We start from the raw sequence: 25,848 nt of genomic DNA on the forward strand, positions 1-25,848 counted from the left end.
ACAGCGCGATCGGCCAGCCTCTCACACCTGCACTCGCCACAAGCGCTCTCCTCCGGACGTCCCAGCGCTCATTTATGTGACGAACTTGCATTCCAGATGACTAGCTCGCAGTCCGCCCTACGGCATGGAATCTACACAAAATCGATGTGCTTGTTCAGCGGCAATTCGCGGATGCGTTTGCCGGTGGCGGCGAAGATGGCGTTGGCGAGCGCGGGCGCGGCGGGCGGAACCGGAGGCTCGCCAATGCCCCGAATGGCGCTGCCGTTGTCGGTCGCGCGTACCTCGATCACCGGCGTCTGGTAGAGACGCAAGCCTTCGTAGGCATGGAAGTTCGTCTGCTCGGGCATGCCGTCCTTATAGGTCAATTCGCAATTGATGGCGTGGCCGAGTCCCCAGATGACGCCACCCTGGACCTGATTCTCGAAATTCTCGGGGTCGAGCACTTTGCCGACGTCGGCCACGACGAACACCCTGTCGATCTTGATACCGCGCGGCGTGTTGGTGACCTCCACGACTTCCGCGACGGGCACGCCGAACGACAGCGTGAACGCGATGCCGCGCCCGCGGTCCTTGCCGGGATCGCTGCCCCACTTTGACATCTCACCCACTGCATCCAGCACTTTGCGTGACGGCTCGTGCCAGCAGAGCCGGATCAGTTCCTTCAGTGGATCGGCGCCCGCCGCGCGGATCAGCTCGTCAAGGAAGCAGGCGTGCAGAAAGCCGTTGCCGGACGCGCCGACCGAGCGCCATGAGCTGACCGGCACCATTTCCGGGACGCGATAGCCGGTGACGCGATAGTGCGGAATCCGGAACGGCTGATCCCAGGCACCCGCGACGATGGCGGTGTCGGGTCCGAAGGTCGGGATGCCCAGCCGGCCAAACCACGAGGCAGTCACCGAAGGGCAAGCGAGCTTAAGATCATAGGCCTCGACCTTGCCATTCTTGACCGCGCCGCGCATGCGCGCCATGCCGAGCGGACGCGGGACGTCGTGACTCATGTCCTCCTCGCGCGTCCAGGTCATCTTGATCGGGCGTCCGGGATGCGCCTTCGCCAATTCGACCGCCTGGCGGACATAATCGTGTTCGAGGCGCCGGCCAAAACTGCCGCCCGAAAACAGGGAATGCAGGTGGATGTTCTCGGTGCGGAGCCCCGTGACCTCAGCCGCCATTGCAACCACGAACAGCGGAATCTGCGTCCCCGTCCAGATGTCGAGCCGGCCGTCCTTCAACTGGACCACGGCATTCATCGGCTCGAGCGGCGCGTGTGCAAGATATGGCACTTTATACTCGGCCTCGAGCACGCCAGCAACCTGCAGCGCCGCCTCCACATCGCCGTCATCCTTGAGCCGGCTGTCCTTGCGTTCCGCCGTGAAGGACGCAGCGACCGTCTGGAACATGGCCGCGCTGGATGATGGATAGGGCGATGGTCCCCAATCGCACTTGATCAGACTTGCCGCCTTGAAGGCGCGCCAGGTGTTGTCGGCGATCACGCCGACGCCACCGGTGATCGGCACGATCGCGATGATGCCTCTCGACTTCTCGGCTGCACTGGCATCAAAACCCTTGATGCCGCCACCGATTCTCGGATTGGTGCGCACCGTGGCGTAGACCATGCCGGGCATTTTGATGTCGATGCCAAATGTGGCCGTCCCCGTTGATTTCGCAATGATGTCGACGCGCTGCATTGACTTGCCGAGATAGCGCCACTCCGCCTCGGGCTTGAGCCGGACATCTTTCGGCGGATCAATCCGGGCGGCGTCCGCGGCCAGGGATGCGTAGCTGAGCGCTTCGCCGCGTGGCGTGATCACGCTGCCGTCGCTGGTCTTCAGTTCCTCCTTGGCGATGCCGGTCCGCTTTGCGGCGGCCTGCAGCAAGACGTCCCTCGCGACCGCGCCAGCAAGGCGCATCTTCTCATAGGCGTCGGGGACGGTCGACGATCCGCCGGTGATCTGCAGGCTCAAGAACTTGCTCATGGCATCGCCCACGACACGCGCCTGGCGAGCAATCAGACCGTCGTTGGTCGCGGCAAATGGCAGGCCTTCCGCCGTCACCGCGCCGTTGTAGTAAGCGGCACTCGGCGGTCCAAAATCAGTTCTGATGTCGTTCCACGCGACATCAAGCTCTTCCGCAACCAGCGCCGCGAGCACCGACGCGACGCCCTGCCCGACATCGGCGCGCGGCGTGATGATGGTCACCCCGGTCTGATCTATGCGCACGTAGGGCGTGAGCGCGACCTGCCCATCGCCGAGCTGCCCCAACAGCGGATTCTCCGGCTCGCGTTTGTACGCATAAACACCGAACGCGACGCCGCCTGCGATCGCCGCGGAGCCGATCAGGAATGTACGTCGCGCGATCGTGCCGAGCCTGCTCATGTCGCGCGTCCCTTGAGCTCGCGCGCCGCGGTCTTGATCGCGGCGCGGATCCGCGGATAAGTGCCGCAGCGGCACAGATTGCCCGACATCGCCTGGTCGATGTCGTCGTCGCTCGGGTTGGGGTTGACTCTCAACAGCGCGGCGGCCGTCATGATCTGGCCGGACTGGCAATAGCCGCATTGCGCGACCTGGTGCTTTAGCCAGGCCTTCTGCACGACATGCATCGCCTCCGGCGTGCCCAATCCCTCGATCGTGGTGATGTCGCCTTTAATGTCCGTGGCCGGCAGCGAGCAGGATCGCACCGCCTCGCCGCCAACATGCACCGTGCAGGCGCCGCACATCGCAACTCCGCAGCCATATTTGGGTCCCGTGATTCCGAGTACGTCGCGCAAGACCCATAGCAGTGGCATCTCGTCTTCGACGTCAACCTGATGCGTCTTGCCGTTGACGATGAGCTGCATGCGACCTCCGGAGCCCCTCGGGGCGTAACGGTCCTTGACCGCGCCGGCATAGTTGCCCGTCACGTGACAGTTGCGGCAACCTACGCCAAAGTCTTGGCGCTGTCATGAAGATCACGAAGACTTGCAAGATGATCTTGATTTGAATCGATGCGGCGCCGTCCCATTGACTAACGAGTGAGCAGATCGGCTTCGAAGCGTGTGAAGCTGCGTCCGCTGCCGGCGCTCCTGCGACATTGGGCGACGCCAGAATTGAGTCTGAGATACTCTACCGCGGACATTCGCGCGTCATTTGGTCCGGATCGAATCGCGATCGCGCTTTAGCTGATTGTTGAGATTCACATCCGCGCAGCACTCGCTCGCACCTAGCGGCTTTCGGCCCCGCCACCCTCCCCTGCCGTATGGGACTTGCGGCGGGGGACGCCCCGAGCGCAGCGAGGGTCGGGAACAATCCTTTCGGCGATGACGACGGCTGGGGTGTTTGGTACTCTGCGAGGTGAAGTAGACATGGACCTTGGACTCACAGTCCTGTCATGGATGGCACGGCGGATACTGCTCAAGTCATTATTCGGCCGCCCTTCGCATGGGGGCTTGCGGTCGTTGCCGGGCTTGCGCTCAACTGGCTCGTGCCTTGCCGTTCCTGCCCGCCGAACTGCTTGCAGGCTGGCTCGGTGCGATGGTGTTTGTCCTCGCGCTGGCACTTTTCGCTTGGGCCATCGTTACGATCACCAAGGCCGGTTCGAACGTCCCTACCAGTCTGCGGACTACAACCGTCGTCGAGACTGGACCGTACCGCTTTACGCGCAACCCCATCTACCTCGGCATGTTCCTGGGTCTGATCGGCTTGGCCATTGCCTTCAACAGCCTCTGGCTGTTGCTGACGTTGGTGCCCTTCGCCCTCGTCATTCGCTACGGTGTAGTCGCCCGCAAGGAAGCCTATCTCGATCGCAAGTTCGGCCACGTCTATCGCCGCTACCGTGCGCGTGTGCGGCGCTGGATGTACAGAACCCGCCATGAGGCATCGTGCAAGACCGCAGGTCGCTGCCGATTCACCGGTTGGATTGCATGCAATGGTCCATATCAGAGCGGCCGGACCGGCGCATGAAGACGACGAAAGGAGAGAGGGTATGCTAAAGGACGCGAAGGTGGCAACTCGGCTTCCAGCCAAAGACCTAGATCGCGCGCGGGCATTTTACTCGGAGAAACTCGGGCTTGAGCCGGTCGAACAGCGCGAGGGCGGGCTCCGCTACGTCTGCGCGGCCGGCGAGTTTGCGATCTTCATCTCGACCGGAGTGCAATCCGGCACGCACACGCAAATGGGCTGGGAAGTCGACGACATCGAGGCGACGATGCGCGAGCTTCGAGCGCGGGGAGTTGCGTTTGAGGAGTATGACCTGCCCGGCCTGAGGACCGTCGATGGAATTGCGGAGATTGGGGGGAATTACCCCAGCAAGGGTACCGGTGAGCGGGGCGCGTGGTTCCGCGACAGTGAAGGAAACCTGCTGGGAATCGGGCAGCCGGTTCGGTCTTGACGGTTCGGCTCGGCCGCTCGTGGCGAGACTTCATGAATTGATCGACCAGCCGCCATGGAGACGGCAACTGGATGGTCCTCGACATACCGAAGATCGCCGCCCATGGCGCGCGCTCTAGATCCCGTCATCACGAAATTCACTCCGCTATTTCTTTGTTGAGTTCGAAACCCGCTTTACGCTCGCTTTGCTATTCTTCCGCTTTGCTTGCGCATTCTCATCCTCGCTTTCTTCGTCCTCAACAATCTTGACGACTTTGATGCCGATGCCGATCCCTCCTTGCATCAAGAACTCGACGCCTCGCTTTTGTAGGTAACAGCTCGTTGCCGATCATGATCCAGTCGCTCCGACGGGCGCTTCATGTGCTTGTGCGATGAGTCGACGGTCTAGGTGCAGTTGGCCCGATTCGAGTAGATCCGTGAGGCTACTTGTCGTCGAGGCGCGCCTGATCGGCGTCGAAATCCGGATCGCCCTTGGCGGCCAGCGAGACTCGCTCGAGCTTCGTGAGATGGCTGGCCACCACGGCGCGCAGCATTGTCTCAATTTGAGACGGAGACAGGTCAAGACTGGCGCTGTCGGCGAGCATCGCGGCATCTTCCAGGATCAGGTCGAGTTGAGCAGCCAGACGGCGCGCCACCACGCGGCTCGTCGTCTTGAGGCTCAGAAAAAGATGCGGACGAGGAAAGAGATTGGCAAGCGACCGCGGTGGACGGCGGCGCCAGTAGTACACAGCATTTCGACGAAAAATGTGGGTGACCATTGGATGCGACACCTGTGCAGCAGCGATGTGTCGCAGAGCTGTGCAGCAGCTCCCCAGCCATGCCGGTTTCGTCAGCAATTTCAGGGGCAGCGGATGCGCTGGCTGGGGCGGGAGGGATCGAACCTCCGAATGGCGGAATCAAAATCCGCGCGCGCACGATTTCTGGTTGCCACCGCGAATTCATATACTAATATATCAATTGAGGGAGCAAGCATGCCCGCCCGTGCATCGAAAAAGACGGATCCAACGGTCCGCCGAATTGCCGCCGGCAAGCGCCGCAGCGGCAGACCGCGCGCGGCGACGGCAGCATCGAAAATCTATTCCGACCTTCGCGGCGAATTGGTGTCGCTGCAGCGCCGCCCCGGCGAAGCGATTTCCGAAGCGCAGATCGCCCTCTCCTACGGGGTGAGCCGCACCCCCGTCCGCGAAGCAATCCTCAAATTATCGGATGAAGGCCTGCTGGAGATCTATCCGCAGTCCGGCATCTTCGTTTCGCGCATTCCGGTAGCAGCGCTCCCCGAGGCCATCATCATCCGCAAGGCGCTGGAGGAAACCACCGCGCGGATGGCCGCGGAACGCGCGACACCGAGCCAGATTTTGGCGCTGCAATCGATCCTGGAACGCCAGCGCGAGGCCAGCGCGGCCGGAGACAGCGACACGTTCCATCAAGCCGATGAGACGTTTCATGCTACAGTTGCCGAGGTCGCCGGTTATCCCGGAATCTGGAAGTATATCCAGCAGGTGAAGGTTCACGTCGATCGCTATCGCCGGCTGACCCTCCCCCAGCGCGGGCGGATCGCGAAGGTCATCATCGAACACGAGGCCGTCCTGACCGCCATCGAAGCGCATGACGCGGAGGGCGCAAGGCGGGCGATGGAAGTCCACCTCGAAAGCCTGCTCGAGAACATCTCGGCTACCCAGCATATCAATCCGGAGTACTTCGACGAGCGACCCTAAAGTTGAAAAGTCCATAAAACGATAAACAACATCAGGAGGAACAACATGAAACGCCGCGACTTCATCAAGTTGAGCGCAGGCCTCGGGGCTACAATGGCGACCACGGCGCCGCTGTCATCCGCCTTTGCGCAAACCAAAATGGTGCTGAAGGCTTCCGACGTTCATCCGCTCGGCTATCCGACGGTCGAAGCCGTCGTCCGGATGGGCAAGAAGCTGGAGGCCGCCACCAATGGCCGGCTAACGATCCAGATGTTCCCGTCGATGCAGCTCGGCGGCGAAAAGGAGATGATCGAGCAGGCTCAGCTCGGCGCGCTGCAGTTCGCCCGTATTTCAGTCGGCGCCGTCGGCCCCGTCGTGGACGACGTCAATGTCTTCAACATGCCGTTCGTCTTCCGCAACTCCAAGCACATGGAGAAGGTCATCGACGGCGAAATCGGCGACGAGTTGCTGGCGAAGATTTCCGCGAACGAAAAGACCGGCCTGATCGCGCTGTGCTGGATGAACGCCGGCTCGCGCAATGTCTACAACAACAAGCGGCCGATCCGGACCATTGCCGACCTCAAGGGCCTCAAGGTCCGCATGATGGGCAATCCGCTGTTCGTCGACACCATGAACGCACTGGGCGGCAACGGCGTCGCGCTCGGCTTCGACCAGGTGTTCAGCTCGATGCAGACAGGCGTGGTCGATGGCGCCGAGAACAATCCACCGTCGTTTATAGCGCAGAACCATAACCAGGTGGCGAAGTATTTCACGATGACCGAGCATCTGATCATTCCGGAACTGTTGGTGTTCTCGCGGATCTCCTGGCAAAAGCTGTCGCCGGAAGATCAGGCGCTGATCAAGAAATTTGCCAGAGAAGCCCAGCAAGAGCAGCGTGTGCTCTGGTATGAAGCGGAGAACGCCGCGATCGAAAAAATGAAGGCTTCCGGCACCGAAATCATCACCGATATCGACAAGAAGCCGTTCCAGGATGCCGTCAAGCCGGTCTGGGACAAATACGGCGCGAAGTATGCGGCCATGGTCAAGCGTATCGAAGCGGTCCAATAGAGCACTGCTCGCGATGGAAGCGTGGCCGGACGCTGTCCGCTCAGGTCACGCTTCTCCAATCTCTCACAAAACCCAAGGACATCATCATTTTCCGAGGTCGAGATGTCTGATTCTGGAGCCGGAATATTCCGGCGCGTGAACGATGCGGTTTACTGGACCGGCGCCGCGGTCGCGTGTGTGGCGCTCGTGCTGGTCTCGGCGGTCATTCCCTGGGCCGTCTACACCCGATATGTGCTCAACAGTGCCTCGTCATGGCCCGAGCCAATGGCCGTGCTGTTGACTGTCGGCATCACCTTCATCGGCTCGGCCAACTGCTATCGCCAGCGCATTCACATGAACATGACTGTCGGCACCGATCTGCTGCCGCCGCTGCTCCGACGCGCCTCGCTGTTCCTCAGCGAAATATTGATGGGCGTGATTGCGATCTTCATGGTCGTTTGGGGACTGCGGCTCGTTCGGACCACCTGGGATAATTCGGTGGACGAATTTCCGTGGCTTTCGGTCGGCGTCACCTATCTTCCGATCGTCGTCAGCGGCGCCATGATGCTGCTGTTCGTCATCGAGCGCCTGACCATCGGCCCGCCGCCGCGCGATGGCGCCGACGCTCACGTACCGGTCGAGTAATTGCCATGGATATCGCGGTTCTGCTTCTCAGCATGTGCTTGTTCTTCGCGATCGGCATGCCGATCGCCTATGCGCTGGCGCTGTCCTCACTCGTCGGCGCGCTCTGGATCGACCTGCCCGTCGGCGCCGTCATGCAGCAATTTGCCAGCGGTGTGGGCAAGGTCTCGATGCTGACCATCCCGTTCTTCGTGCTGGCCGGCGCCATCATGGCCGAGGGTGGCATGGCCAGGCGGCTGGTCGACTTTGCAGCCGTGGTCGTCGGCTTCACACGCATCCGGGGCGGCCTTTCGCAGGTCAATATCCTCGCGACCACGATCATGAGCGGCATTTCCGGATCGTCGGTCGCCGACACCTCCGCGATCGGCTCGGTGATGATCCCGCAGATGGCCGCCAAAGGCTATCCGCGGGTGTTCGCAACCAACGTGACCATCAGCGCCTCGCTGCAGGCGATCATCGTCCCGCCGAGCCATAATTCGGTGATCTATTCGCTGGCGACCGGCGGCGTGGTGTCGATTACCAGCCTGTTCCTGGCTGGCGTGCTCCCTGGCCTGCTGCTCGGCTTTTCGCTGATGGTGCTTTGCCTGTTCTATGCCTATCGCGACAAGCATCCCAAGGGGGAGCCGGTCCCGATCCGACAGGCAGTCAAGATGCTCGGCGACGCCGTATGGGGGATCGTGACGCTGGTCATCGTTCTCGGCGGCATCCTCACCGGCGTCTTCACGCCGATCGAGGCCGGCGCGGTCGCCTGCGTCTGGGCGTTCTTCGTCACGATGTTCATCTATCGGGACTACAAATGGTCCGAGCTGCCGCTATTGGTCTACAAGACGCTGCAGACGGTCGCCATGGTGCTGACGCTGGTCGCGACCGCGTCGTGCTTCGGCTATATCGCCGCCCTGATGCAGCTGCCGGCAAAGATGACTGAGTTCTTCGTTGCCATATCGAGCAACAAATACGTGCTGCTGATGTGGTTGAATATCATGCTGTTGGTTCTTGGAACCGCGCTCGATCTCGCGCCCCTGTTGCTGATCTGCACGCCGATCCTGCTACCTGTCGTGAAGAGCTTCGGCATCGATCCCGTGCATTTCGGCATCGTTATGCTGCTCAATCTCGGCATCGGCCTGCTGACACCGCCGGTGGGGACGACGCTGTTCGTCGGCTGCGCCATCGGCAAGGTTTCCGTCGACGAGGTGATGCGCGGCATCTGGCCATTCTATTACGTGATGTTTACGGTGCTGATGATCGTGACCTACGTGCCCTGGCTGTCGCTGGCGCTGCCGAGGGCGTTCGGATTCTAGATCAGACGCCGCTATTTGTGGGCAGAGGAGACTCCGCGTGAAGATCGTCGACCTCAGCCGAGAACTTTATCACCGTACGCCGAGTTATCCGGGCCACCCGCCCGTGATGCACGGCGTCTGGAAGACTCACGAGGAATCCCTTGCCGAATCCGGCAATGTGCACGGGCTGGCCTCGATGTTCATCTCAATGGTGGACCACGCCGGTACCCATATCGACGCGCCCCGGCATTTCGGCAAGAGCGGCATATCCATCGACCAGTACCCGCTGGAGAAATGCATCGTGCCGGGCATCTGCATCGACCTGCGTCACATCGCGCCCCGTGCCGAGATTGGACCCGCCGATCTCGAAGCCTCGGTGGCGAAGGCCGGCGTGGCGGTGCCGAAGGGCGGTACCGTCCTGCTCTGCACCGGTCACCACGAACGGACATTCCCCCGCAAGGAATATTCCAGCGACAATTCAGGCGTGAACGTCGCCGCCACCGAATGGCTGGCGCAGCAAGGCATCGTGCATTTCGGCATCGATTCGATGCGGCCGGGCCCCGAGGGCAAGGTGAATGCACTCGTCCATAAGGCCTGCCTCGACCTCGACATCACCCATATCGAGAGCCTGTGCAATCTCGAAGCGCTGCTCGGCCGCGGCCAGTTCACCTTCATCGGCCTGCCGATGAAGTGGCGTGGCGGGACGGCTTCGCCGATCCGCGCGGTCGCAGTGTTTGACATGTAAGCCCGGGGGCCGCCGAACCGGCGTAACGTCTCCGACAGAGCGGCATCTCGCCGCTCACCCGATCTTCCTTTCGGACAAGGCGCGTATGGACGTGCCGTGAAAGCATGCCTAAACTCATCCTAATAATGGCCGATGCCGAGCAAAGCGGCGCGGATAATCGGGCGGGACCACCCGTCGAATCAGGGGAGGAAAACATGGACCGTGTTCGGCGGACTAATCGCGCTGTCCTGTTTGCATCAGTCGCTGCGACGTCGATTGGGCTGGCGGTACCCGCGTCCGCTCAGGAAATCTTCAAGCTTGGCATCGTGACGTTCCTGTCGGGGCCGGCGGCGGATAGCTTTGGTGTTCCTGCCCGCAACGGCGCGCAATTCGTCATCGATCAGCTGAACAAGGGTTCAGTGCCGTCGCCCTACGAGAAAGTGGGTTTCGGTGGCATGAAGATCGAGCCTGTCATCATTGACGAGAATGGCGGCGCCACCAAGCAGGTACAGGAACTGCGCAATCTCTATCAGCGCGACAATGTCGACGTCGTGCTTGGTTATATCAGCTCGGGCGACTGCCTGGCGGTAGCGCCGATCGCGGAAGAGCTGAAGAAGATGCTGGTGCTGATGGACTGCGGCACACCGCGCATCTTCGAAGAAGCCAAATACAACTACGTGTTCCGTACCGCTGCCCATGCCACGATGGATAACGTCGGCCTCGTCAGATACATGAAGGCCAAGAACATCAAGATGGACACGCTTTCGGCGATCAACCAGGACTATGCCTGGGGACAGGACAGCCGAGCCGACTTCGTCGCCGCCGCCCAGCAGCTCTACCCCAACGTCAAGGTTCAGACGGACCTGCTGCCCAAGTTCGGTGCAGGCCAGTACGGTACCGAAATTTCCGCGCTGGTAGGCGCCGGCTCCGATGTGGTGTATTCGAGCCTGTGGGGCGGCGATCTGCAAGCCTTCGTCCTGCAATCTGTTCCCCGCGGGTTGTCGAAGCGTAGCCAGTTGGTGTTCAGCGCCGCCGACCACGTGCTGCCCCCGCTCGGCGACAAGATGCCCGACGGCACCATCATCGGCGCACGCGGCGCCTATGGCCTGATGTCGCAGAAGTCGCCGCTGAACGATTGGCTGTTCAAGGGATACGAGACCGCCAACGGCGTATATCCAGTCCAGGCGGCCTATCGCATTACGCAATCTATTCTTGGATTGAAGGCCGCAGTCGAGAAGGCCATGAGCAAGAACGGCGGAAAGAAGCCTTCGACCGACGAAATGGTCGCGGCAATGACCGGCCTGGAGTGGCCGTCGCCCGGCGGACTCATTCAGATGAAGCTCGCCGACGGCCATCAGGCGATCCAGCCGATCGCCATCAGCCGCACCAAATACAATCCGGATCTGAAGCGGGTCGATCTGGTCGACATCCAGTACTTCGCCGCCGAATGCGTCAACCCGCCCCCAGGGGTGAAGTCGATCGACTGGATCAAAGGCGGCATGCAGGGCGCCAAGTGCAATTAGGCGTACTGGTCTCCAATGAGTAATCACGGCGGCGCGTGCTGCGCGCCGCCGTTTTCCGTCCACCGACGACCCGCGTGACTCCACCGCCATGAATTTCTTTCTGACGATCATTCTCGATGGCCTGATTCAGGCCTCGTGGCTGTTCATCGTCGCCCTCGGCCTGACGCTGGTTTTCGGCGTATTGAAGATCCTCAACATCGCCCATGGCAGCTTCTACGCCCTTGGTGCCTATATCGCGGCAACCGCAGTAACCATGGTGGCCGCGCGCGGCCTCCCCCCAAGCGTTGGTTTCGTCGCCATGCTGCTCTCGGTGGCGCTCATCGCGTCCGCCGTCGGACTTCTGCTGGAACGCGGCCTCCTGAAAATGTTTTACGGCCGCGACGAAGTGGTGCTGCTGCTCGTGACCTATGCCGTGTTTCTGATCCTTGAAGACGTCACCAAGCTGATCTGGGGCGTCAATCCGATCTATGCGACGCAGCCATATGAGCTGTTCGGCAATCTCGAATTCGCCGGGCTCTATTACGTCGGCTACGATCTGGTGCTGATACCGATTTCAGCCGCAGTCGGCTTTGCGATCTGGTTCGGCCTCAATCGCACCGTGATCGGAAAAATCGTGCTTGCCGTTATCCATAACGAGGAAATGAGCGTGAGCATGGGGGTCCGCGTCAACCGCGTCTATGCCATCGCCTTTGCGTTCGGGGTCCTACTCGCCGCTCTCGCCGGCGCCCTGACCGCGCCGAAAATATCGATGCAGCCTGGCCTCAGTTCGGACGTCATCATCCTGAGCTTCGCAATCGTCGTGATCGGAGGGCTGGGCAGCGTCGAGGGGGCGGCAGTCGGCGCGATTCTGGTTGGGTTGGCGCGCGCTGCTTCGGTGCATCTTATGCCGCAAGCCGAACTGTTCATGATCTATTTGATCATGGCGGCAGTGCTGCTGTTTCGCCCTGAGGGCCTGTTCAAGCGCGAGACGGCAAGGCGGATTTGATGAGGAAAGGCCTGCATCCCCTGGTCATGATCGGTCTTGTCGCTGCGGTGACGCTGGCCGGTCGCGCGCTGCCGACCTGGACCTTGTCACTGGCAACGATTGCCGCCTCCAATGCGCTGATAGCCCTCGGCATCGTCGTGCTAGCGCGCACCGGCAATGTGTCGTTCGGTCAGGGCCTGTTCTTTGCAGCTGGCGGCTATGGTGTGGCGCTGATCGCCAATGCCTGGGGCCTCACCGACGCGGTGACACAGGTGATCGTCGGCGCGGCTTGCGGCGGCCTGCTCGGCCTGGTTATCGGGCCGTTGATCGCGCGCTACAGCGGCATTTTCTTTGGCATGCTGACATTGGCGCTATCGATGGTGTTTTACGGCGCGCTGGTGAAATCGACCGCGCTTGGCGGCTCCGACGGGTTCAATGTCGGGCGGCCAAGCCTGTTTGGCATGAGCTTCACCGATCCGCGCGAGGCCGACTTCATGCTATACGCCGTCTCGGTCATCGTGACCGGATTTGCCGGCATTGCCGCGACGATCCTGTTCCGATCTGAATTCGGTCTTGCCAGCCTTGCGGTGCGGGAAAACAATCTGCGAGTCGAATATCTCGGCCTCTCGGCCAACCGCATCATATCGATCAACTTCCTGATCGCAGCGATCTTCGCCGGCGCCAGCGGCGCCTTTGCCCTGATGGCGCAGCGGCATATCGATCCGCAATTCGCATACTGGACCACATCGGGCGAATTCGTCTTCGTGGCGGTGCTTGCCGGCAACCAAAGTGTGGCCGCCGTCTTCGTCGCCTCGATGGCACTGGAGCTGGTCCGTTCGTTCTCGAACCTCTATTTGCCCAATACCTGGCAGCTCGTGCTCGGCGTCTTCCTCCTGGGCGTAATTCTGTTTCTGCCGCGTGGCATCGGTTCGCTCTGGATCAGTGGCCGCCGCAAGCGGCGCACCCCGGCGACGGCTTCCCTCACCGCCGAACGAGGAGCCGCACCGTGAACCCGGTTCTTTCGGTAAGCAGGCTCGAGAAGCGCTTTGGTGCGGTGGTTGCAGCCGATGCGCTTAGTCTCGATGTTCCGGCCGGTCAGAAAATCAGCCTGATCGGCGCCAACGGCGCAGGCAAGACTACCTTTGTCAACATGGTCACAGGCTATCTCGAACCCGACAGCGGAACGATCCTGCTCGACGGAATGGACATCGGCAGACGTTCGCCGCGAAGCGTCGCCCGGCTTGGTATCTCCCGTTCCTTCCAGATTCCGCAACTATTTGTCGAGCTTACCGCTGCCGAAAATCTCATCGTGGCGATTTCCGGCATCGGCACACGGATGTCACTCCGAGCGCCGGCGGAGGCCCAAGATCGCCGAGACAAGGCCGTCGAGTTACTGGAACGCTTTGGCCTTGCCGATCTGGCCGATCGCCCGATCTCGGAGCTTGCGGGCGGCGTGCGCAAACTGATCGACATCGCCATGGCATTGGTGCGTCGTCCAAAATTGCTGCTGCTGGATGAGCCGACCTCCGGCGTATCGGCGGAAGAAAAATTCACGACCATGGACCGCGTCATCCACGCCGTCGCGCCCGACGCAGCGACCCTCGTATTTGTCGAGCACGACATGGAAATCGTCAGCCGCTACGCCGATCGCGTGGTGGCGTTCTATCAGGGCCGGATTCTAGCCGACGGAGTGCCCGCCGACGTGCTGAATAATCAGGAAGTCCGCCGCTATGTCACCGGGGGCGTGCGATGAACGACGCGGCGCCGTTGCTTGCAATCGACAATCTTGTCGTCGAGATCCAGTCGATGCCGGCATTGCGCGGCTTTACAATGCACGTCGCGAAAGGCGCCATGGTCAGTCTGGTGGGCCGTAACGGCGCCGGTAAGACGACACTGATGCGTTCAATCATGGGGCACCTCACGCCGGTCAGAGGCATCGTGCGATTCGAGGACAGCGACCTCTCGTCCCGTCCGCGCCATGCACGCGCGGCACTTGGGATTGGCTACATGCCGGAAGATCGCTGCCTAGTGCCTCAGTTGACGGTCGAGGAAAACATCATGTTGCCGTTGTGGGTCGCGGGGCACCTCGACCGCAAGGCCCGGCTCGACTTCGTCTATGAGGTGATCGGCGAGCTCACCGAGATGCGGCAGCGCAAGGCGCTACTGCTGAGCGGCGGACAGCAAAAGCTGGTCGCGCTCGGCCGGGCGCTTGCCATTGGCACCAAATGCCTGCTGCTCGACGAGCCGTTCGAAGGCATCGCACCAGCGCTTTCGGAACGGCTGTCGGAGGTGCTTGCATCTCTCAAGGGCAAGGATCTGACCCTGCTGATGTCGCAATCGGACCTGAATCATTCGCGTGGGCTGATTGACATGGAATTCACGATTGAACGTGGCGCCAATCCCATACCCGCAAGTCAATGAGCCCCGACGGTCCGAACGTTGCCGGTCGGCCTCGCGAGGCGCACCGCCGGCCTATTCGCCGTCGTGTCCGGATCCTGCTTCGGCGAGATCACGAAGCTTCTCGGCATTCAACACAACGATGGCACCATGCTCGAGGCGCACCCAATCACGGGTCGCCCAGGCGCGCAATTGCTTGTTGATGCTCTCCCGGGTCATGCCGACCATCTCGCTGATCTCCTGCTGGGTGATCGCGATGGTGCGGCCCTGCGGCTCAGATTTGTGCTTTTCTGACAGGCGAAGCAGCGCGCTTGCCAGCCGTCCTGGCAGATTCTGCAGGATGATCTGCTCGACCTGATCGCTGGTCGATCGCAAACGGTCGCAGAGCAATTCGATGAACTTCATCGCCAGCGCCGGTTGCCCCTTCACAAAAGGGATGAATTCGCGCCGGTCGATGACGAAGAGTTCGCAATTACTGTTTGCAATGGCATCGGCAGAGCGGGCTCTTCCGTCGAGCAGTGCGATTTCGCCAAAAATTTCGCCAGGCCCAACGATATTGAGAATGGCATTGCGTCCATCCGGTGAAGAAATGCTCATCTTCACCGTGCCCGAAATGACAGCGTAGAGGCTATTGCCGGGGTCTCCCTTGGAGAACAGCGTGGCTCCCCGCTTCAGCGTGGTGTGTTTGGCGTAACGGCACAGTTGGTCGAACGCCTCAGGCTCGAGGTCGGCAAAAGCCGGATGCTTGCGCAAAACCGACAGTTTGCTGCTCGAGAATCCGTGAGCTTCACCCGTCCTTTGTTGAGGCACGCCAGTCAAACTCCAGGGGAAACACGGGATTGTAACCCTTCCGTAATCAACGCAGGCAGGGTTTTCAACCGGAAAGCGCACCGCCGCGTCGATTTGGCGGCCGTCAGGCAGCCCATGCCTTGGCGGCCGAACCATGGCTGGACCGCACGCCATTCCGGCGAGCGGGATATTTGCAGCAAAAAGCCAGCAAAACCCAATGGTCTTGCTGGCTAATCCGAATTGTACGCGATGAGGCCTATTTCAGCGAAGAATTTGGGCAAAGCATGTGAAGCCCGATATGCATGTGGCCATTATGGGCAAAGATACGAACCTTCAGGTCATGGGTACCATCGACGTTCTCGCCGACCTTCAGCACCAGCGGCATCGGATTGGGGGATCTGAGATTGGTCGCAATGACTTCGGTAATCTTGTCGCGGATTGCCTTTGGAATTGCTCCAGAGTGCTTTTCCCACTTGTCATGCCCCTCGGTCGATCCGGATTCGCCGGCCCAGTTTTCCTTCTTCGGCACCAGGAATTTCGTGAATTTGCCGAACGAATAAGGCCCGTTCTTCTTCTCGTACTCTTTGAATTTCTTCGCGGTTTTGTTGATATTCTGCGGGTTATACAATTCATTGATATGTTCTTCAAATTTTCCGCTGTAGACTAATCCACCCATTTCTTGCTCCTTGAATAGCGGCGCTAATTGCCGCGGCCACAACGTGGCCACAATATGTCAAATATCAGAGAAATTGGAGAGTTCGGCCTTAGCACGTTCTAGATGTACAGTCATTTTTGATGGTCGAAGAGAGTAATCGCCTGGACCAACTCCTCCCTCGCTTCGTCTGTCCGTCCTGAAGCCGCCAGGAGCCGTGACAGAAGTCCCTTGGCCGCTCCCAAGAAGGGTAGCGCTCCGAGCTTGGCAGTGAATTCGATCGTCCGTTGCAGGCAGCCCATGGCCTCCTCAAGCATGTGCCCGCCCTGGGACGCCAGAATATTCGCCTCCGCACTCGCCGCCAGCGCTTCGATACCCGCATATCCTTTCTGCCTCGCGCTGGCCTGGCAGGCGCGCAAGAGAGACAATGCGTGCTGGACTTCCCCCAGTTGGCCATAGGCCGCACCGAGATAAGCCGAGACGGCGACTTTGCTGGTTTCATGACCAAGCTTGTCGGCTTCGTCCTTCGCCCGCAGCAGGATCTCTGTCGCACGCACGGCATATCCCTGCTGCGAGTAAAGGCTTCCCAGCGCGCTCATGATAAGAGGCTGAAATAGACGCGCCTCGCTTTCGCGCGAAACACGAAGGGCCTGTTCGAGGGCGCTTTCTGCCTCTTCGAAATCGCCGCGCATCAGCTGCACGACGCCGCGCCCGTAGTCGGCTGCGATCATGTCATAAGGGCGGTCGTTCGTTTCCGCCAGGATGCTCGCCTCTTCGGAGCAATGTTCGGCCTCGTCGAATTCGCCGAGCCACGCATGAACGATGGCGCTCATCATGCGGCAGAGCACCAGAAGGCTGGACCCCGTTGTCCCCGGCGGGACGTTATTCGGCGCACTCGCAAGCAATGCAGTTGCCTTTGCGAGATGCCGTTGTGCATCCCGAAATCGTCCGGCCAGAAAATACGATTGGCCCAGGCCATATTCGACAAAGCAGAGCCAGGGGGTGTTGTTCATCTGGTTGGCCAGCGCGACAGCCTCTTCCGCCACCGCAATTGCTTCATAGGGCGTCCCGTAAAAGTTCAGCGCTGCCGCCCTGATCGCGATGGAGGCCAATCGACGTTTTTCATCGCCAATCTTCCTGGACCGCGCCTCGCCGTCCTGACCAAGACTGAACCATTCCTCGATGCTTCCAAACGACACGAACGAGAGCCGCGCTTCGATGCGCAGATCGATCGCCCGTTGTTCACGGGCCGTCGATTCCGGCTGCCTGTCCACCGCATCCATGGCGGCCTTGAAATATTCCGTAGCGTCGCGGAACGCCGATCTGGCAAACGCCTTCCTCGCAGCCAAATGGCCATATCGGTCGACTTTGCTCCAGTCCTGGGCCTTGATCGCGTGATGGCAAAGCGCTTCCGCAACGTCTTCCTCGCGTCCGGCCGAGGTTGCTTCGAGACATGTCAGGATCCGGCGGTGCAGCACCTCGCGCTGCGAACGGAGAATAGATTCATAGGCGACCTCGCGAATAAGGTCGTGGGCAAATACGTATTCGACCGACGGGACCGACCGCACCTCCTCAAGAAAGTCCAGAACCTCCAGAGACCAAAGCCGGCTTTGCAACTGCGCCGCCGGTATATCGGTGACAGCGGCGAGCAGATTTGGCGACACGCGCGGCCCGAGAACCGAAGCAAGTTGCAGAAGCGCCTTGTCTTCTTTCGGCAAACGATCGATGCGCGATGCGATCACCCCCTGGACAGTGGGGGGAATTTCGAGAGTGTCCCAGGACGCATCGGCGCCGCCGCCTTCCCCGGCGACGCGCCGACTGATGAACTGTCGGGCAACCTCCTCGATGAAAAGCGGGATCTGTCCGGTGTGGCGGAGGATGCGGGCCTTGAGCGCATCGAGATCGGGAGCAGTCCCCAGCAAATTGTCGAGCAACATGCTTGCCGAGGCGGCGTCGAGCGATCGAAGCCAGATCCGCAGCACATCGAAGCCCCCAAGCCACTCCGGCGTATATTCGGTCCGCCACGTCAGCAGCACCAGTAACGGGCGGGCTGCCGCAAGCGACATCAGAGCTTCAACGACGGTCTCGCTTTGGCCGTCGATCCAATGCAAATCCTCCAACAACAGCACCGTGGGCCGCGACGAGACCACCCGATCCAGCATATTGCGAACGGCATCGATAATTACGCGCCGTCGCAGCAGTGGTTCAAGATCGCGCCAGCGCGGATCTCCAACGGGCTGATCGAGAACAGAATTGAGTGCCGCCGGCCAAAGCTCAGCGTCAGCCGACGCAAGGGCCTCGCTTGAGCCTGCATGATCGGCGACGACGAGATTCTCTGGCTGCAGTGCGCTTTGAAGAAGCTTCTTCAGCAGGGCATAGGGAACTGTTTGTTCGAGCGGATTGCCCTCGGCTCCGATCACCTGCCAATCACGTTGGCGCAAGGTAGCCACGAATTCGTGGACCACACGGGACTTCCCTATTCCGGCCGTTCCCACTACTGCAGCGATCTTCCCGGAAGGACCGACCAGCTGCGCCGCGCGCTCCAGTTGCGAAATTTGCTCATTCCGGCCGACGAAGGATGAAAGACCACTCGTCGACCGAGCTCGCCAGCGGCTGAGACCACTGATCTCGACGACCTCGTAACAAGGTACCAGTGCGGGAAATCCCTCCAGCCGTTTCGGCGGCAGGGCCTTGAAGGTCACTATTCCGGTCGCCAGACTCTGGCAGGACTCCGAAGCAAGGATCTGTCCGGCATTCGCCGCGCTCTCGAACCGCTTCACCAGATGGACCGCCGGCCCGCCTGCTTCATAGATCGAAGAGAAATCCGCCTCAATGACATGCGCAACGACATAGCCGGAATGAACGCCGACCCGAACGTGAAGCTCCGGATCGTTCAGCAGCTTGATACGCCTGACGAGCTCGAGAGCTGCATGACAGGCCAGGACGGCGTGATTGTCGTCCGCATGCGGTGCGCCGAACAAGGCAATCAGCCCGTCACCACCTTCCTTGCTGACGATACCGCGGCTGCGGCGAACTGCCGTACGCATCGCGATCAAGGCCGGCTCGAGGCGAGAAATCGCTTCTTCGGGGTCGAGCTCTGAAATCAAATCGGTCGAACGCTGCAGATCGGAGCAAAGCACCGTGAGGAATTTCCGCTCGCCGGCAATACGGCCACGCGCTTCGGAAATAGACGGCCTCACTGGATGGTTGGGCACCGCCGCGCCGCATGCAGAGCAAAACAGATCGCCAGCTCTCAGCGTCGACGAACAGACCTGGCAAGACACCCTCAGCTTCCTCCATCCACCTTGTTCAGACTAGCGAAAGATCGTGGGCGAGCAAGCCTTTACGTCGGCAGTCGGGATCGGTGGGTGTTCGGACGGGCAAGCCATGATGCACTGGACTCGGAGGATCTGAAGGCAATTGATTTAAACATAACCGGGATTCTCCTAGCAGATAACATGCCCTGCAACTAGGGGATGCCGGGCAGCCCGCCATGTCGCACATAGCTCCGTGAACCTTTCCTCCATGCGCGGCACTAACGGCTCAGATTGATCGTTGACCCTACCTGCGCGCAGGACCGAATAGGCTTGAGCTGGCGCCCCTTGATCTGTTTGTAAGGAGAATATCCATGACGAAATTCGCTTTGCTGGGCGTGGCCGCCCTCCTTTCCACTGCGGTCGCTGCGCCAGCCGTCGCGCAGGAGGTCGTCTACAATCCCGGCTACTGCGCACAGTTCTACCCGAACGCGAACTGCCAGAATAAGGGAGCCAACAGCCCCTATACCGGCGACTACCAGCTGCGTAACCAGATTCGCGGAGCTTATGCGTGGGGTGTTGGTCCCTGTGCAATGGGGGCTGACTACTATGTCGGCCGCGGCGGGCGCCGTTACGCCTGTTATTGATTACGAGACCGGCTGCTGGTGCCTGTCGCGCCGGCAGCTATTCCTTGGCGATTCCCGTTTCCTTGATCACACGCTCATACTTCGCGAGCTGATCGCGCGTCATGGCGCGTAGCTCTTCCGCTGAACTGCCGCGCACCGCGAATCCCAGCTCTTCGAGTTTTCGGCGCACATCCTGATCGCCGACGGCCTTCAGCACCTCGGCGTTCAGCCGGGCAATAATATCCTTCGGGGTGCCAGCAGGCGCAAGAATCGCGAACCATGAATTGAAGAAGAAGCCGGGCAAACCTGATTCCGAGATGGTCGGCACATCAGGGAATTGCGCCATTCTCTTCTCGGTGGTTACCCCGATCAGCTTGAGCTGGCCGCCGCGTACCAACGTTGCAACCGTGCCCAGCCCCTGAAAACCGACGGGAATCTGGCCTGCGGCAATGTCAGTTGCAGCTTGGGTGGCCCCCTTATAGGGCACATGCGTCAGCGATATGCCGGCAGCCGATGCGAACATCGCCATTGCCAGATGCTGCGGGCTTCCCGGTCCGCCGGAGCCATAATCGATCTTGCCGGGCGCCGCCTTCGCCGCCGCGATCAGATCCGCTGCACTCTTGATGGGAGACTGATTGTTGGCAATCAGGCCCCACTCCACCGTCGCGACCAGCGACACCGGCTCAAAGTCCTTCAGAATATCCCAGCGCATCTTGGACTGGAGGTTCGGCACCATGGTCATGATGCTGTCGTTGAACCCACCGATCGTGTAACCATCCGGCTCAGCCCGGGCGACGGCCTCTGCGCCGATCAGCCCTGATGCGCCGGGCTGATTCAGGATCACGATTTGCTGGCCCATATTGTCGGCCATCTTCTGAGTTACGATTCGCGCCGCGACATCAACCGCGCTTGCCGCCGCCAGCGGCACGATCATCTTGATGGGGCGGTCCGGATAGTTCGCTTGAGCGATCGTCTGGTGGCTCGAAAACAGCGCGAGCGCTGGGATCAGAAAATGGATCAAGCGCATTTGTGTCCCCCAAACCTTATCCGCGGCGAATTTGCATAATCGAACCCGCCATTTTCTTGGGGAAAGTGTGCGCGCGAACTCCTCGTTTTGCAATCGGCCGGGAAGCGAAATGGCCCGGCCGGCGCATCAACTCGTCAGGCCAGCGGGCAGGACGCGGTAACTAGAGCAACTTTCCATCCGGCCCAAAAAACGGATGCGGACCGTCGAAACTCCCGATCGGGACCTGGTGGGTGACGATGGTGCCGCCGCCCTCACCTGGAAACCAGCTGTGGAGATGGAAAGCCGGCGGCTCGACCTTGAAGGAGGGCTCGCGCAGCTCGGCCAGGTCGAGATCGACTGCATGATTCGGGGCCGGACAGATTGTGGTCGGCACGCCCGCAAATATGGTCAGCGCCGCGCGGTGAACATGCCCGGTTGCGATCAATTGCACGCGCGGATGACGGCGCACGATCGGCGCGAGGTCGGTTGCGTTGAGGAGATTCTGGCGGTCCATGTGCCAAATGCCCGTCTTGAACGGCGGGTGGTGTAGAAACAGCAGCGCTGGCCGGTCGGGCGACGAAGCCAGGGTCGTGTCAAGCCATCGCAGCGAGGTCTCTTCGAGTTCACCGTGCGGCTTGCGGTCCACGCTCGAATCCAGCAACAGCAGATCGAGCTCCGCCACCTCGATCTTCTGGTTGAGCGGTCCGGATACGAAGGCGTACGAAGCGGAAGGAAACGCGGCGCGCATCAACTCACGCGAATCGTGATTGCCGGGGATAGCTGCGAATGGAAGTTTGAGCGGTGCCAGCAGCCGGTTGAGATACTGATATTCCTCTGCCGTCGGCGTGTCCGCCAGATCGCCGGAAATCACCACGAAATCAGGCGCAGGCTCAAATTCGTTCAGGGCGACAACACAACGTTCGAGCGCCTTGGCAGTATCGACTCTGCCATAGGCGAGCGATCCCGGCGGCTTGATATGCAGGTCGGAAATCTGGGCAATATGGATCGGCTTTGGCGACATCGGCCTTCTCAGTTCTCCGGCGGCAGCAGACGGACAGCATCCGGCGAAATCGATAAACCGATCCGTTCACCCGGCCTCGCTTGAACCGTATTCGGTGCGTCGACCGTGAGCAACCGGCTGGACGCGCCACTGACGACCAGCCTTTGCCTGTCACCGATGAAGCTGACGCTGTCGATCGTGCCAGAAACCGACGCACTTCTGGCCGCCGCCACGCGGATGGTTTCCGGGCGGATCATCGCAATGGCCGCCGACATGTCACCATCGCAGTGAATCGGCTGCCGTCCACCTGGTAACACGAGATGACCATCCTCGATGGGCGCTTCGACGATGTTCGCGGCACCGATGAATTCGGCGACAAAGCGACTTCGCGGTGTGAAATAGATCTCCCGCGGCGTGCCGATCTGGGCGATCGCTCCCTTCTGCATGACGACAATGCGATCACCGAGCTCCATCGCTTCAGACTGATCATGTGTCACATAAATCGTGGTGATGCCGAGCGCGCGCAGCAGGCGATTCAGCTCTCCGCGCAGCCGGTCGCGCAATGCAGCATCGAGCGCGGTCAGGGGCTCGTCCAGCAGGAGGATGCCCGGCCGGATCGCGACCGCGCGCGCCAGCGCCACGCGCTGACGTTGGCCACCGGAAAGCTGGTCGATGCGGCGGTTCTCGAGGCCGGAAATGTTGGTCAGCGCCACCAGTTCGGCGACGCGTGCCGCCCGCTCCCTGTCCGGCATCCTGCGAATCTTCAGGCCATAGCCGATATTGTCGGCCACGGTCATGTTCGGGAAAAGTGCGTAGGATTGAAACACCATGCCGACATTGCGCCGCTCGATCGGCACCGCCGTCATATCCTTGCCGTCGAACAGCACCCTGCCGCCGGCATCGGGCCGTTCGAGTCCCGCGATAATGCGCAACATGGTGGTCTTGCCGCAGCCGGAGGGGCCGAGCAGCACCAGCGTTTCACCACGGGCGATGTCGAGCGTTGCAGGTTCGAGCGCGCGCGTTCCGTCGGCAAAGGTCTTGCCGCAGGCCTCGATACGCACCGAGGCGCCGTGTCCGGCCTCCGCATTCATTTCTTTACTTCCTTCTCGGCGAACAACTGCATGGCAACCAGCAGCGGAATGATCATCACGAAAAAGATCAGCGTATAGGCAGAAGCGACCTCGAGCCGCATCGAGGCATAGCTGTCGGCGAGTCCGATCGGTAACGTCTTGGTCAACGGCGTATGCAGCATCCAGGTCAGGTTGAACTCGCCGAGCGACAGCGTCACCACCATCAGGCTGCCTGCCAGTATTCCGGGCAGTGCGTTGGGTACGATCACATCGCGGAAGCGCCGCCACGGCGATGCGCCGAGCGATGCCGCGCCCTCGTCCAGCGTCTTGATGTCAACGGTCGCGAATACCGCCATGACCGATCGCACCATGAAGGGCATCGTGAAGATGACGTGCCCTGCGAGAATGAACAGCCAGGAGCGGCGAAAGTTGCCGAAGCCTCCGTAGGTCAGGAGCAGTGCCAGTGCAATGGCGAGGCCCGGAATCGCCAACGGCAAGGTGATGATTTCCTCGACGATCCGCGACAGCCGCCCGCCCCGTACGTGCAAGGCATAGGCAGCTGGAACGCCGACCGTGAGCGTCACGGCAAGAGTCGCAAAGGCGACCAAGAACGACAGCAGGATGGTGCCGGCATAGAGCTCCCACACCTGCATCACCCATTGCAGGGTGACACCGGACTGGATGCCGCGAAAGTAGTTCACCGTGACGCCGGCAGAGATCGACAGGATCGCGGGCACCACCAGGAAGGAGGCGACAAGTAGCGTAAAGATGAGCTGGCCGGTGAAGATCAGGCGGTCGCGCATGGTTTCATCCGGCAGCCGCGACGGCGCTTCCGCTGAAGGAACGGGCAAGCGCAAGAATGAACCAGGTGATGATGCCAAGGCCGACCGACAGCGCGGCCGAAATCGACAAATTCGCAGCCAGCGTGAACTCGGTATAGATCAGCATCGGCAGCACGTCGATATTGGTCGCCAGTGTAAACGCCGTGCCGAACGCTCCCATCGCGGTCGCAAACGCAATCGCACCGGAGGCGACGAAGGCCGGCGCCAGCGCCGGCAGAACGACGTCGCGCTGCACCGCCCATGGGCCCGCGCCCAGCGAACGCGCAGCTTCCTCCAGGCCGGCATCCAGCTTCTGTACCGCCGCCATGATCGTGAGAATGACGCGCGGGATGGAAAAATAGAGATAACCGAGAAACAGGCCATAGATCGAATAAGCAAAGACCAGCTTCTCGCCAAACAGGCGGTTGGAGAAATCGCCGATCAGGCCCTGTCGGCCGGCGAGGAGAATGATCATGAAGCCGACCACGACGCCGGGAAACGCCAGCGGGAAGGTCAGCATCGCAATCAGAACGGCGCGGCCGGGGAAACGATGCCGCTGCAGGAACATCCCGGCGATCGTCGCCACGACCAGGGTTACGATGGTGGTCGCGGTGGCGAGCAGGACCGTGTTGACAAGGGTCGCACGATAGCGCGGCTCGGCGAGGATCGCGAGATATCCCGCAAGCCCCTGCGGTCCCCCTGCTCCGGTTACGACCAGCCGCGCCATCGGCAACAGGAAAAATGCCGCTGTCACTACCGCAAGCGGCAGCAGGCATATCCAGACAAAGGACCTGTGTGACATCAGAAGTTAGCGCCCCGGCGAGAGGCGCCATATTGCCTTAGCGGACCTCGGCGAGATAGCGGTCGACGAAGCCTTTTTGCATGTTTTCCATCTGTCCCCAGTCGACATTCTTCGCGCGCGCGTAATCGCTGTCAGGCAGGAACTTCTTCTTTACGGCTTCGGGCAGCTCGATCGGCCGCGCGGGGCGGAGATAAGCGTTGGTCCAGATCGCCTGGCCCTTGTCGGACAAGAGATAGTCCAGCACCTTCCTGGCCTTCTCCTTGTTGGGCGCGTTCTTGACGAGGCCGACGACATACGGAAACACCACCGATCCCTCGCAGGGGATCACGAACTCAAAGTTTCCCTTCTCCGAGTATTTCGCGCGATAGGCGTTGAAATCATAGTCGAACAGGATTGGCATCTCGCCCGAGACGACGCGAGCATAGGAAGTCTGCTTGGGAACGATCGGATCGTTCTTGCGCAGATCCTTGAAGAAATTGATGGCAGGATCGAAGTTTGCCTCGGAACCGCCGAGTGCCAGATTGATCGCGACCGCGCCGACATAGCCGACCGCGGCCGACGACGGATCGAGATAGCCGACCATGCCCTTGTAATCGGGCTTCAGCAGATCCTTCCAGCAGGCCGGTACCGGCTTGCCGCCGAGCGCGTCCTTGTTCACGAACAGGCCCAGCGTGCCGGAATGAATCGTGGTCCAATAGCCGTCAGCGTCTTTCAGGCCGGCGGGGACCTGATCCGATTTGGCCGGCTTGTAGGGCTCGAGTGCGTCCTGTGCCTTGGCCTTCATGCCGAAGGTGACACCGAAATAGCCGATATCGCCGACCGGGTTGTTTTTCTCGGCGAGAATCTGCGCCAGCGCCTGGCCGGAATTCTTGTTGTCGTGCGGAATGTCGTAGTTGAGATCGGCCTTGATGGCCTTGAGCATGGAAGCCCAGTCCGCCCATTCCGGCGGGCAGTTGTAGCAGATGACGTCGGCCGCTTGGGCGGATTGCCAGGGCGCGGTCAACAACAGCGCCGACAGGGCAAGAACAAAGCGGGCGGTCTTCATGGGTCACTCCGGATTTGCGTCGCAATTTGGATTTTCAGCATTAGCCGGTGTGCAAGTATAGACCGCGTATGAAGGTTTTGCGACAGGCGTGCTGCTATGCAGCAAGCTGCGGCGGCAGCGCTCCCGGCAATTTCGCGGGCCGAGGATTTCCGCT

General features: G+C 60.9%; 25 protein-coding genes. 13 read left to right on the plus strand and 12 right to left on the minus strand.

What is annotated here, in order from left to right:
- Positions 1-131: 131 nt before the first annotated feature.
- Positions 132-2,372 (minus strand): xanthine dehydrogenase family protein molybdopterin-binding subunit, encoded by a 2,241-nt coding sequence (locus tag AC0QUY_RS02515; protein WP_475385610.1) that lies wholly within the window; start codon positions 2,370-2,372, stop codon positions 132-134.
- Positions 2,369-2,833, minus strand: coding sequence for a (2Fe-2S)-binding protein (locus tag AC0QUY_RS02520; protein ID WP_161855982.1), 465 nt, complete (start codon positions 2,831-2,833; stop codon positions 2,369-2,371). The genes AC0QUY_RS02515 and AC0QUY_RS02520 overlap by 4 nt, the downstream gene beginning before the upstream one ends.
- Positions 2,834-3,461: 628 nt before the next feature.
- Between AC0QUY_RS02520 and AC0QUY_RS02525 the strand changes: the two genes are divergently transcribed.
- Both AC0QUY_RS02525 and AC0QUY_RS02530 read left to right on the plus strand, forming a co-directional pair.
- Entirely contained in the window at positions 3,462-3,935 is a 474-nt protein-coding gene (locus AC0QUY_RS02525) for a methyltransferase family protein (protein ID WP_475385611.1), read from the plus strand.
- Positions 3,936-3,957: 22 nt separating this feature from the next.
- Positions 3,958-4,362, plus strand: a complete 405-nt coding sequence (locus AC0QUY_RS02530) for a VOC family protein (protein WP_475385612.1) — start codon at positions 3,958-3,960, stop codon at positions 4,360-4,362.
- Between the two features lie 421 nt (positions 4,363-4,783).
- Here the strand turns inward: AC0QUY_RS02530 and AC0QUY_RS02535 are convergent, their stop codons facing one another.
- Positions 4,784-5,119, minus strand: coding sequence for a DUF6538 domain-containing protein (locus tag AC0QUY_RS02535; RefSeq protein WP_475385613.1), 336 nt, complete (start codon positions 5,117-5,119; stop codon positions 4,784-4,786).
- A 213-nt stretch (positions 5,120-5,332) separates the two neighbouring features.
- On the opposite strand from AC0QUY_RS02535, the gene AC0QUY_RS02540 reads away from it, so the two are divergent.
- From AC0QUY_RS02540 to AC0QUY_RS02585, 10 genes are all read left to right on the plus strand, one after another.
- Positions 5,333-6,076: a GntR family transcriptional regulator gene (locus tag AC0QUY_RS02540; protein ID WP_475385614.1), complete on the plus strand. Its 744-nt coding sequence runs from the start codon at positions 5,333-5,335 to the stop codon at positions 6,074-6,076.
- Between the two features lie 45 nt (positions 6,077-6,121).
- Complete coding sequence (gene dctP, locus AC0QUY_RS02545; protein ID WP_475385615.1) at positions 6,122-7,123, plus strand: TRAP transporter substrate-binding protein DctP; 1,002 nt, start codon at positions 6,122-6,124, stop codon at positions 7,121-7,123.
- Between the two features lie 102 nt (positions 7,124-7,225).
- Positions 7,226-7,747 (plus strand): TRAP transporter small permease, encoded by a 522-nt coding sequence (locus AC0QUY_RS02550; RefSeq protein ID WP_475385616.1) that lies wholly within the window; start codon positions 7,226-7,228, stop codon positions 7,745-7,747.
- A gap of 5 nt (positions 7,748-7,752) precedes the next feature.
- Entirely contained in the window at positions 7,753-9,042 is a 1,290-nt protein-coding gene (locus AC0QUY_RS02555) for a TRAP transporter large permease (RefSeq protein WP_161855988.1), read from the plus strand.
- A 37-nt stretch (positions 9,043-9,079) separates the two neighbouring features.
- Complete coding sequence (locus AC0QUY_RS02560; protein ID WP_475385617.1) at positions 9,080-9,766, plus strand: cyclase family protein; 687 nt, start codon at positions 9,080-9,082, stop codon at positions 9,764-9,766.
- A gap of 194 nt (positions 9,767-9,960) precedes the next feature.
- A complete protein-coding gene (locus AC0QUY_RS02565) occupies positions 9,961-11,268 on the plus strand; it encodes an ABC transporter substrate-binding protein (RefSeq protein WP_475385618.1) in 1,308 nt (435 codons plus the stop codon).
- 88 nt (positions 11,269-11,356) lie between these two features.
- Complete coding sequence (locus AC0QUY_RS02570) at positions 11,357-12,253, plus strand: branched-chain amino acid ABC transporter permease (RefSeq protein WP_161855991.1); 897 nt, start codon at positions 11,357-11,359, stop codon at positions 12,251-12,253.
- Complete coding sequence (locus AC0QUY_RS02575) at positions 12,253-13,242, plus strand: branched-chain amino acid ABC transporter permease (RefSeq protein ID WP_475385619.1); 990 nt, start codon at positions 12,253-12,255, stop codon at positions 13,240-13,242. Before AC0QUY_RS02570 ends, AC0QUY_RS02575 begins: the two co-directional genes overlap by 1 nt.
- Complete coding sequence (locus AC0QUY_RS02580) at positions 13,239-13,985, plus strand: ABC transporter ATP-binding protein (protein WP_475385620.1); 747 nt, start codon at positions 13,239-13,241, stop codon at positions 13,983-13,985. Before AC0QUY_RS02575 ends, AC0QUY_RS02580 begins: the two co-directional genes overlap by 4 nt.
- Entirely contained in the window at positions 13,982-14,653 is a 672-nt protein-coding gene (locus AC0QUY_RS02585) for an ATP-binding cassette domain-containing protein (RefSeq protein WP_475385621.1), read from the plus strand. The genes AC0QUY_RS02580 and AC0QUY_RS02585 overlap by 4 nt, the downstream gene beginning before the upstream one ends.
- A 51-nt stretch (positions 14,654-14,704) precedes the next feature.
- Here AC0QUY_RS02585 and AC0QUY_RS02590 read toward each other — a convergent pair whose 3' ends face one another.
- From AC0QUY_RS02590 to AC0QUY_RS02600, 3 genes are all read right to left on the minus strand, one after another.
- Complete coding sequence (locus AC0QUY_RS02590) at positions 14,705-15,439, minus strand: Crp/Fnr family transcriptional regulator (RefSeq protein ID WP_202639361.1); 735 nt, start codon at positions 15,437-15,439, stop codon at positions 14,705-14,707.
- Between the two features lie 235 nt (positions 15,440-15,674).
- Positions 15,675-16,145, minus strand: a complete 471-nt coding sequence (locus tag AC0QUY_RS02595) for a hypothetical protein (RefSeq protein WP_475385622.1) — start codon at positions 16,143-16,145, stop codon at positions 15,675-15,677.
- A gap of 59 nt (positions 16,146-16,204) precedes the next feature.
- Positions 16,205-19,354: an ATP-binding protein gene (locus tag AC0QUY_RS02600; protein WP_475385623.1), complete on the minus strand. Its 3,150-nt coding sequence runs from the start codon at positions 19,352-19,354 to the stop codon at positions 16,205-16,207.
- A gap of 344 nt (positions 19,355-19,698) precedes the next feature.
- Here AC0QUY_RS02600 and AC0QUY_RS02605 point away from each other — a divergent pair, with 344 nt between their 5' ends.
- Positions 19,699-19,971 carry a hypothetical protein gene (locus AC0QUY_RS02605; RefSeq protein ID WP_475385624.1) on the plus strand — a complete coding sequence of 91 codons (273 nt, stop codon included), beginning with the start codon at positions 19,699-19,701 and terminating at the stop codon, positions 19,969-19,971.
- A 37-nt stretch (positions 19,972-20,008) separates the two neighbouring features.
- Here the strand turns inward: AC0QUY_RS02605 and AC0QUY_RS02610 are convergent, their stop codons facing one another.
- The 6 genes from AC0QUY_RS02610 to AC0QUY_RS02635 form a co-directional block, all read right to left on the minus strand.
- Entirely contained in the window at positions 20,009-21,070 is a 1,062-nt protein-coding gene (locus AC0QUY_RS02610) for a Bug family tripartite tricarboxylate transporter substrate binding protein (protein ID WP_475385625.1), read from the minus strand.
- Positions 21,071-21,137: 67 nt separating this feature from the next.
- The gene (locus AC0QUY_RS02615) at positions 21,138-21,977 is read right to left on the minus strand and encodes a phosphodiesterase (protein WP_475385626.1); all 840 of its coding nucleotides are present in this window, start codon (positions 21,975-21,977) and stop codon (positions 21,138-21,140) included.
- 8 nt (positions 21,978-21,985) lie between these two features.
- Entirely contained in the window at positions 21,986-23,047 is a 1,062-nt protein-coding gene (locus AC0QUY_RS02620; RefSeq protein WP_475385627.1) for an ABC transporter ATP-binding protein, read from the minus strand.
- Complete coding sequence (locus AC0QUY_RS02625) at positions 23,044-23,829, minus strand: ABC transporter permease (protein ID WP_475385629.1); 786 nt, start codon at positions 23,827-23,829, stop codon at positions 23,044-23,046. Before AC0QUY_RS02625 ends, AC0QUY_RS02620 begins: the two co-directional genes overlap by 4 nt.
- A gap of 4 nt (positions 23,830-23,833) precedes the next feature.
- Positions 23,834-24,649, minus strand: a complete 816-nt coding sequence (locus tag AC0QUY_RS02630) for an ABC transporter permease (RefSeq protein ID WP_475385630.1) — start codon at positions 24,647-24,649, stop codon at positions 23,834-23,836.
- A gap of 37 nt (positions 24,650-24,686) precedes the next feature.
- Positions 24,687-25,694, minus strand: coding sequence for an ABC transporter substrate-binding protein (locus tag AC0QUY_RS02635; protein ID WP_475385631.1), 1,008 nt, complete (start codon positions 25,692-25,694; stop codon positions 24,687-24,689).
- Positions 25,695-25,848: the final 154 nt, after the last annotated feature.

It is taken from the genome of Bradyrhizobium sp. WYCCWR15520 (assembly GCF_056174665.1).

Bases quoted from the DNA above. Each gene is read 5' to 3' on its own strand.
- AC0QUY_RS02515 (WP_475385610.1), bottom strand. From the start codon at position 2,372: ATGAGCAGGCTCGGCACGATCGCGCGACGTACATTCCTGATCGGCTCC.
- AC0QUY_RS02520 (WP_161855982.1), bottom strand. From the start codon at position 2,833: ATGCAGCTCATCGTCAACGGCAAGACGCATCAGGTTGACGTCGAAGAC.
- AC0QUY_RS02530 (WP_475385612.1), top strand. From the start codon at position 3,958: ATGCTAAAGGACGCGAAGGTGGCAACTCGGCTTCCAGCCAAAGACCTA.
- AC0QUY_RS02535 (WP_475385613.1), bottom strand. From the start codon at position 5,119: ATGGTCACCCACATTTTTCGTCGAAATGCTGTGTACTACTGGCGCCGC.
- AC0QUY_RS02540 (WP_475385614.1), top strand. From the start codon at position 5,333: ATGCCCGCCCGTGCATCGAAAAAGACGGATCCAACGGTCCGCCGAATT.
- dctP (WP_475385615.1), top strand. From the start codon at position 6,122: ATGAAACGCCGCGACTTCATCAAGTTGAGCGCAGGCCTCGGGGCTACA.
- AC0QUY_RS02550 (WP_475385616.1), top strand. From the start codon at position 7,226: ATGTCTGATTCTGGAGCCGGAATATTCCGGCGCGTGAACGATGCGGTT.
- AC0QUY_RS02555 (WP_161855988.1), top strand. From the start codon at position 7,753: ATGGATATCGCGGTTCTGCTTCTCAGCATGTGCTTGTTCTTCGCGATC.
- AC0QUY_RS02565 (WP_475385618.1), top strand. From the start codon at position 9,961: ATGGACCGTGTTCGGCGGACTAATCGCGCTGTCCTGTTTGCATCAGTC.
- AC0QUY_RS02570 (WP_161855991.1), top strand. From the start codon at position 11,357: ATGAATTTCTTTCTGACGATCATTCTCGATGGCCTGATTCAGGCCTCG.
- AC0QUY_RS02575 (WP_475385619.1), top strand. From the start codon at position 12,253: ATGAGGAAAGGCCTGCATCCCCTGGTCATGATCGGTCTTGTCGCTGCG.
- AC0QUY_RS02585 (WP_475385621.1), top strand. From the start codon at position 13,982: ATGAACGACGCGGCGCCGTTGCTTGCAATCGACAATCTTGTCGTCGAG.
- AC0QUY_RS02605 (WP_475385624.1), top strand. From the start codon at position 19,699: ATGACGAAATTCGCTTTGCTGGGCGTGGCCGCCCTCCTTTCCACTGCG.
- AC0QUY_RS02615 (WP_475385626.1), bottom strand. From the start codon at position 21,977: ATGTCGCCAAAGCCGATCCATATTGCCCAGATTTCCGACCTGCATATC.
- AC0QUY_RS02620 (WP_475385627.1), bottom strand. From the start codon at position 23,047: ATGAATGCGGAGGCCGGACACGGCGCCTCGGTGCGTATCGAGGCCTGC.
- AC0QUY_RS02625 (WP_475385629.1), bottom strand. From the start codon at position 23,829: ATGCGCGACCGCCTGATCTTCACCGGCCAGCTCATCTTTACGCTACTT.
- AC0QUY_RS02630 (WP_475385630.1), bottom strand. From the start codon at position 24,649: ATGTCACACAGGTCCTTTGTCTGGATATGCCTGCTGCCGCTTGCGGTA.
- AC0QUY_RS02635 (WP_475385631.1), bottom strand. From the start codon at position 25,694: ATGAAGACCGCCCGCTTTGTTCTTGCCCTGTCGGCGCTGTTGTTGACC.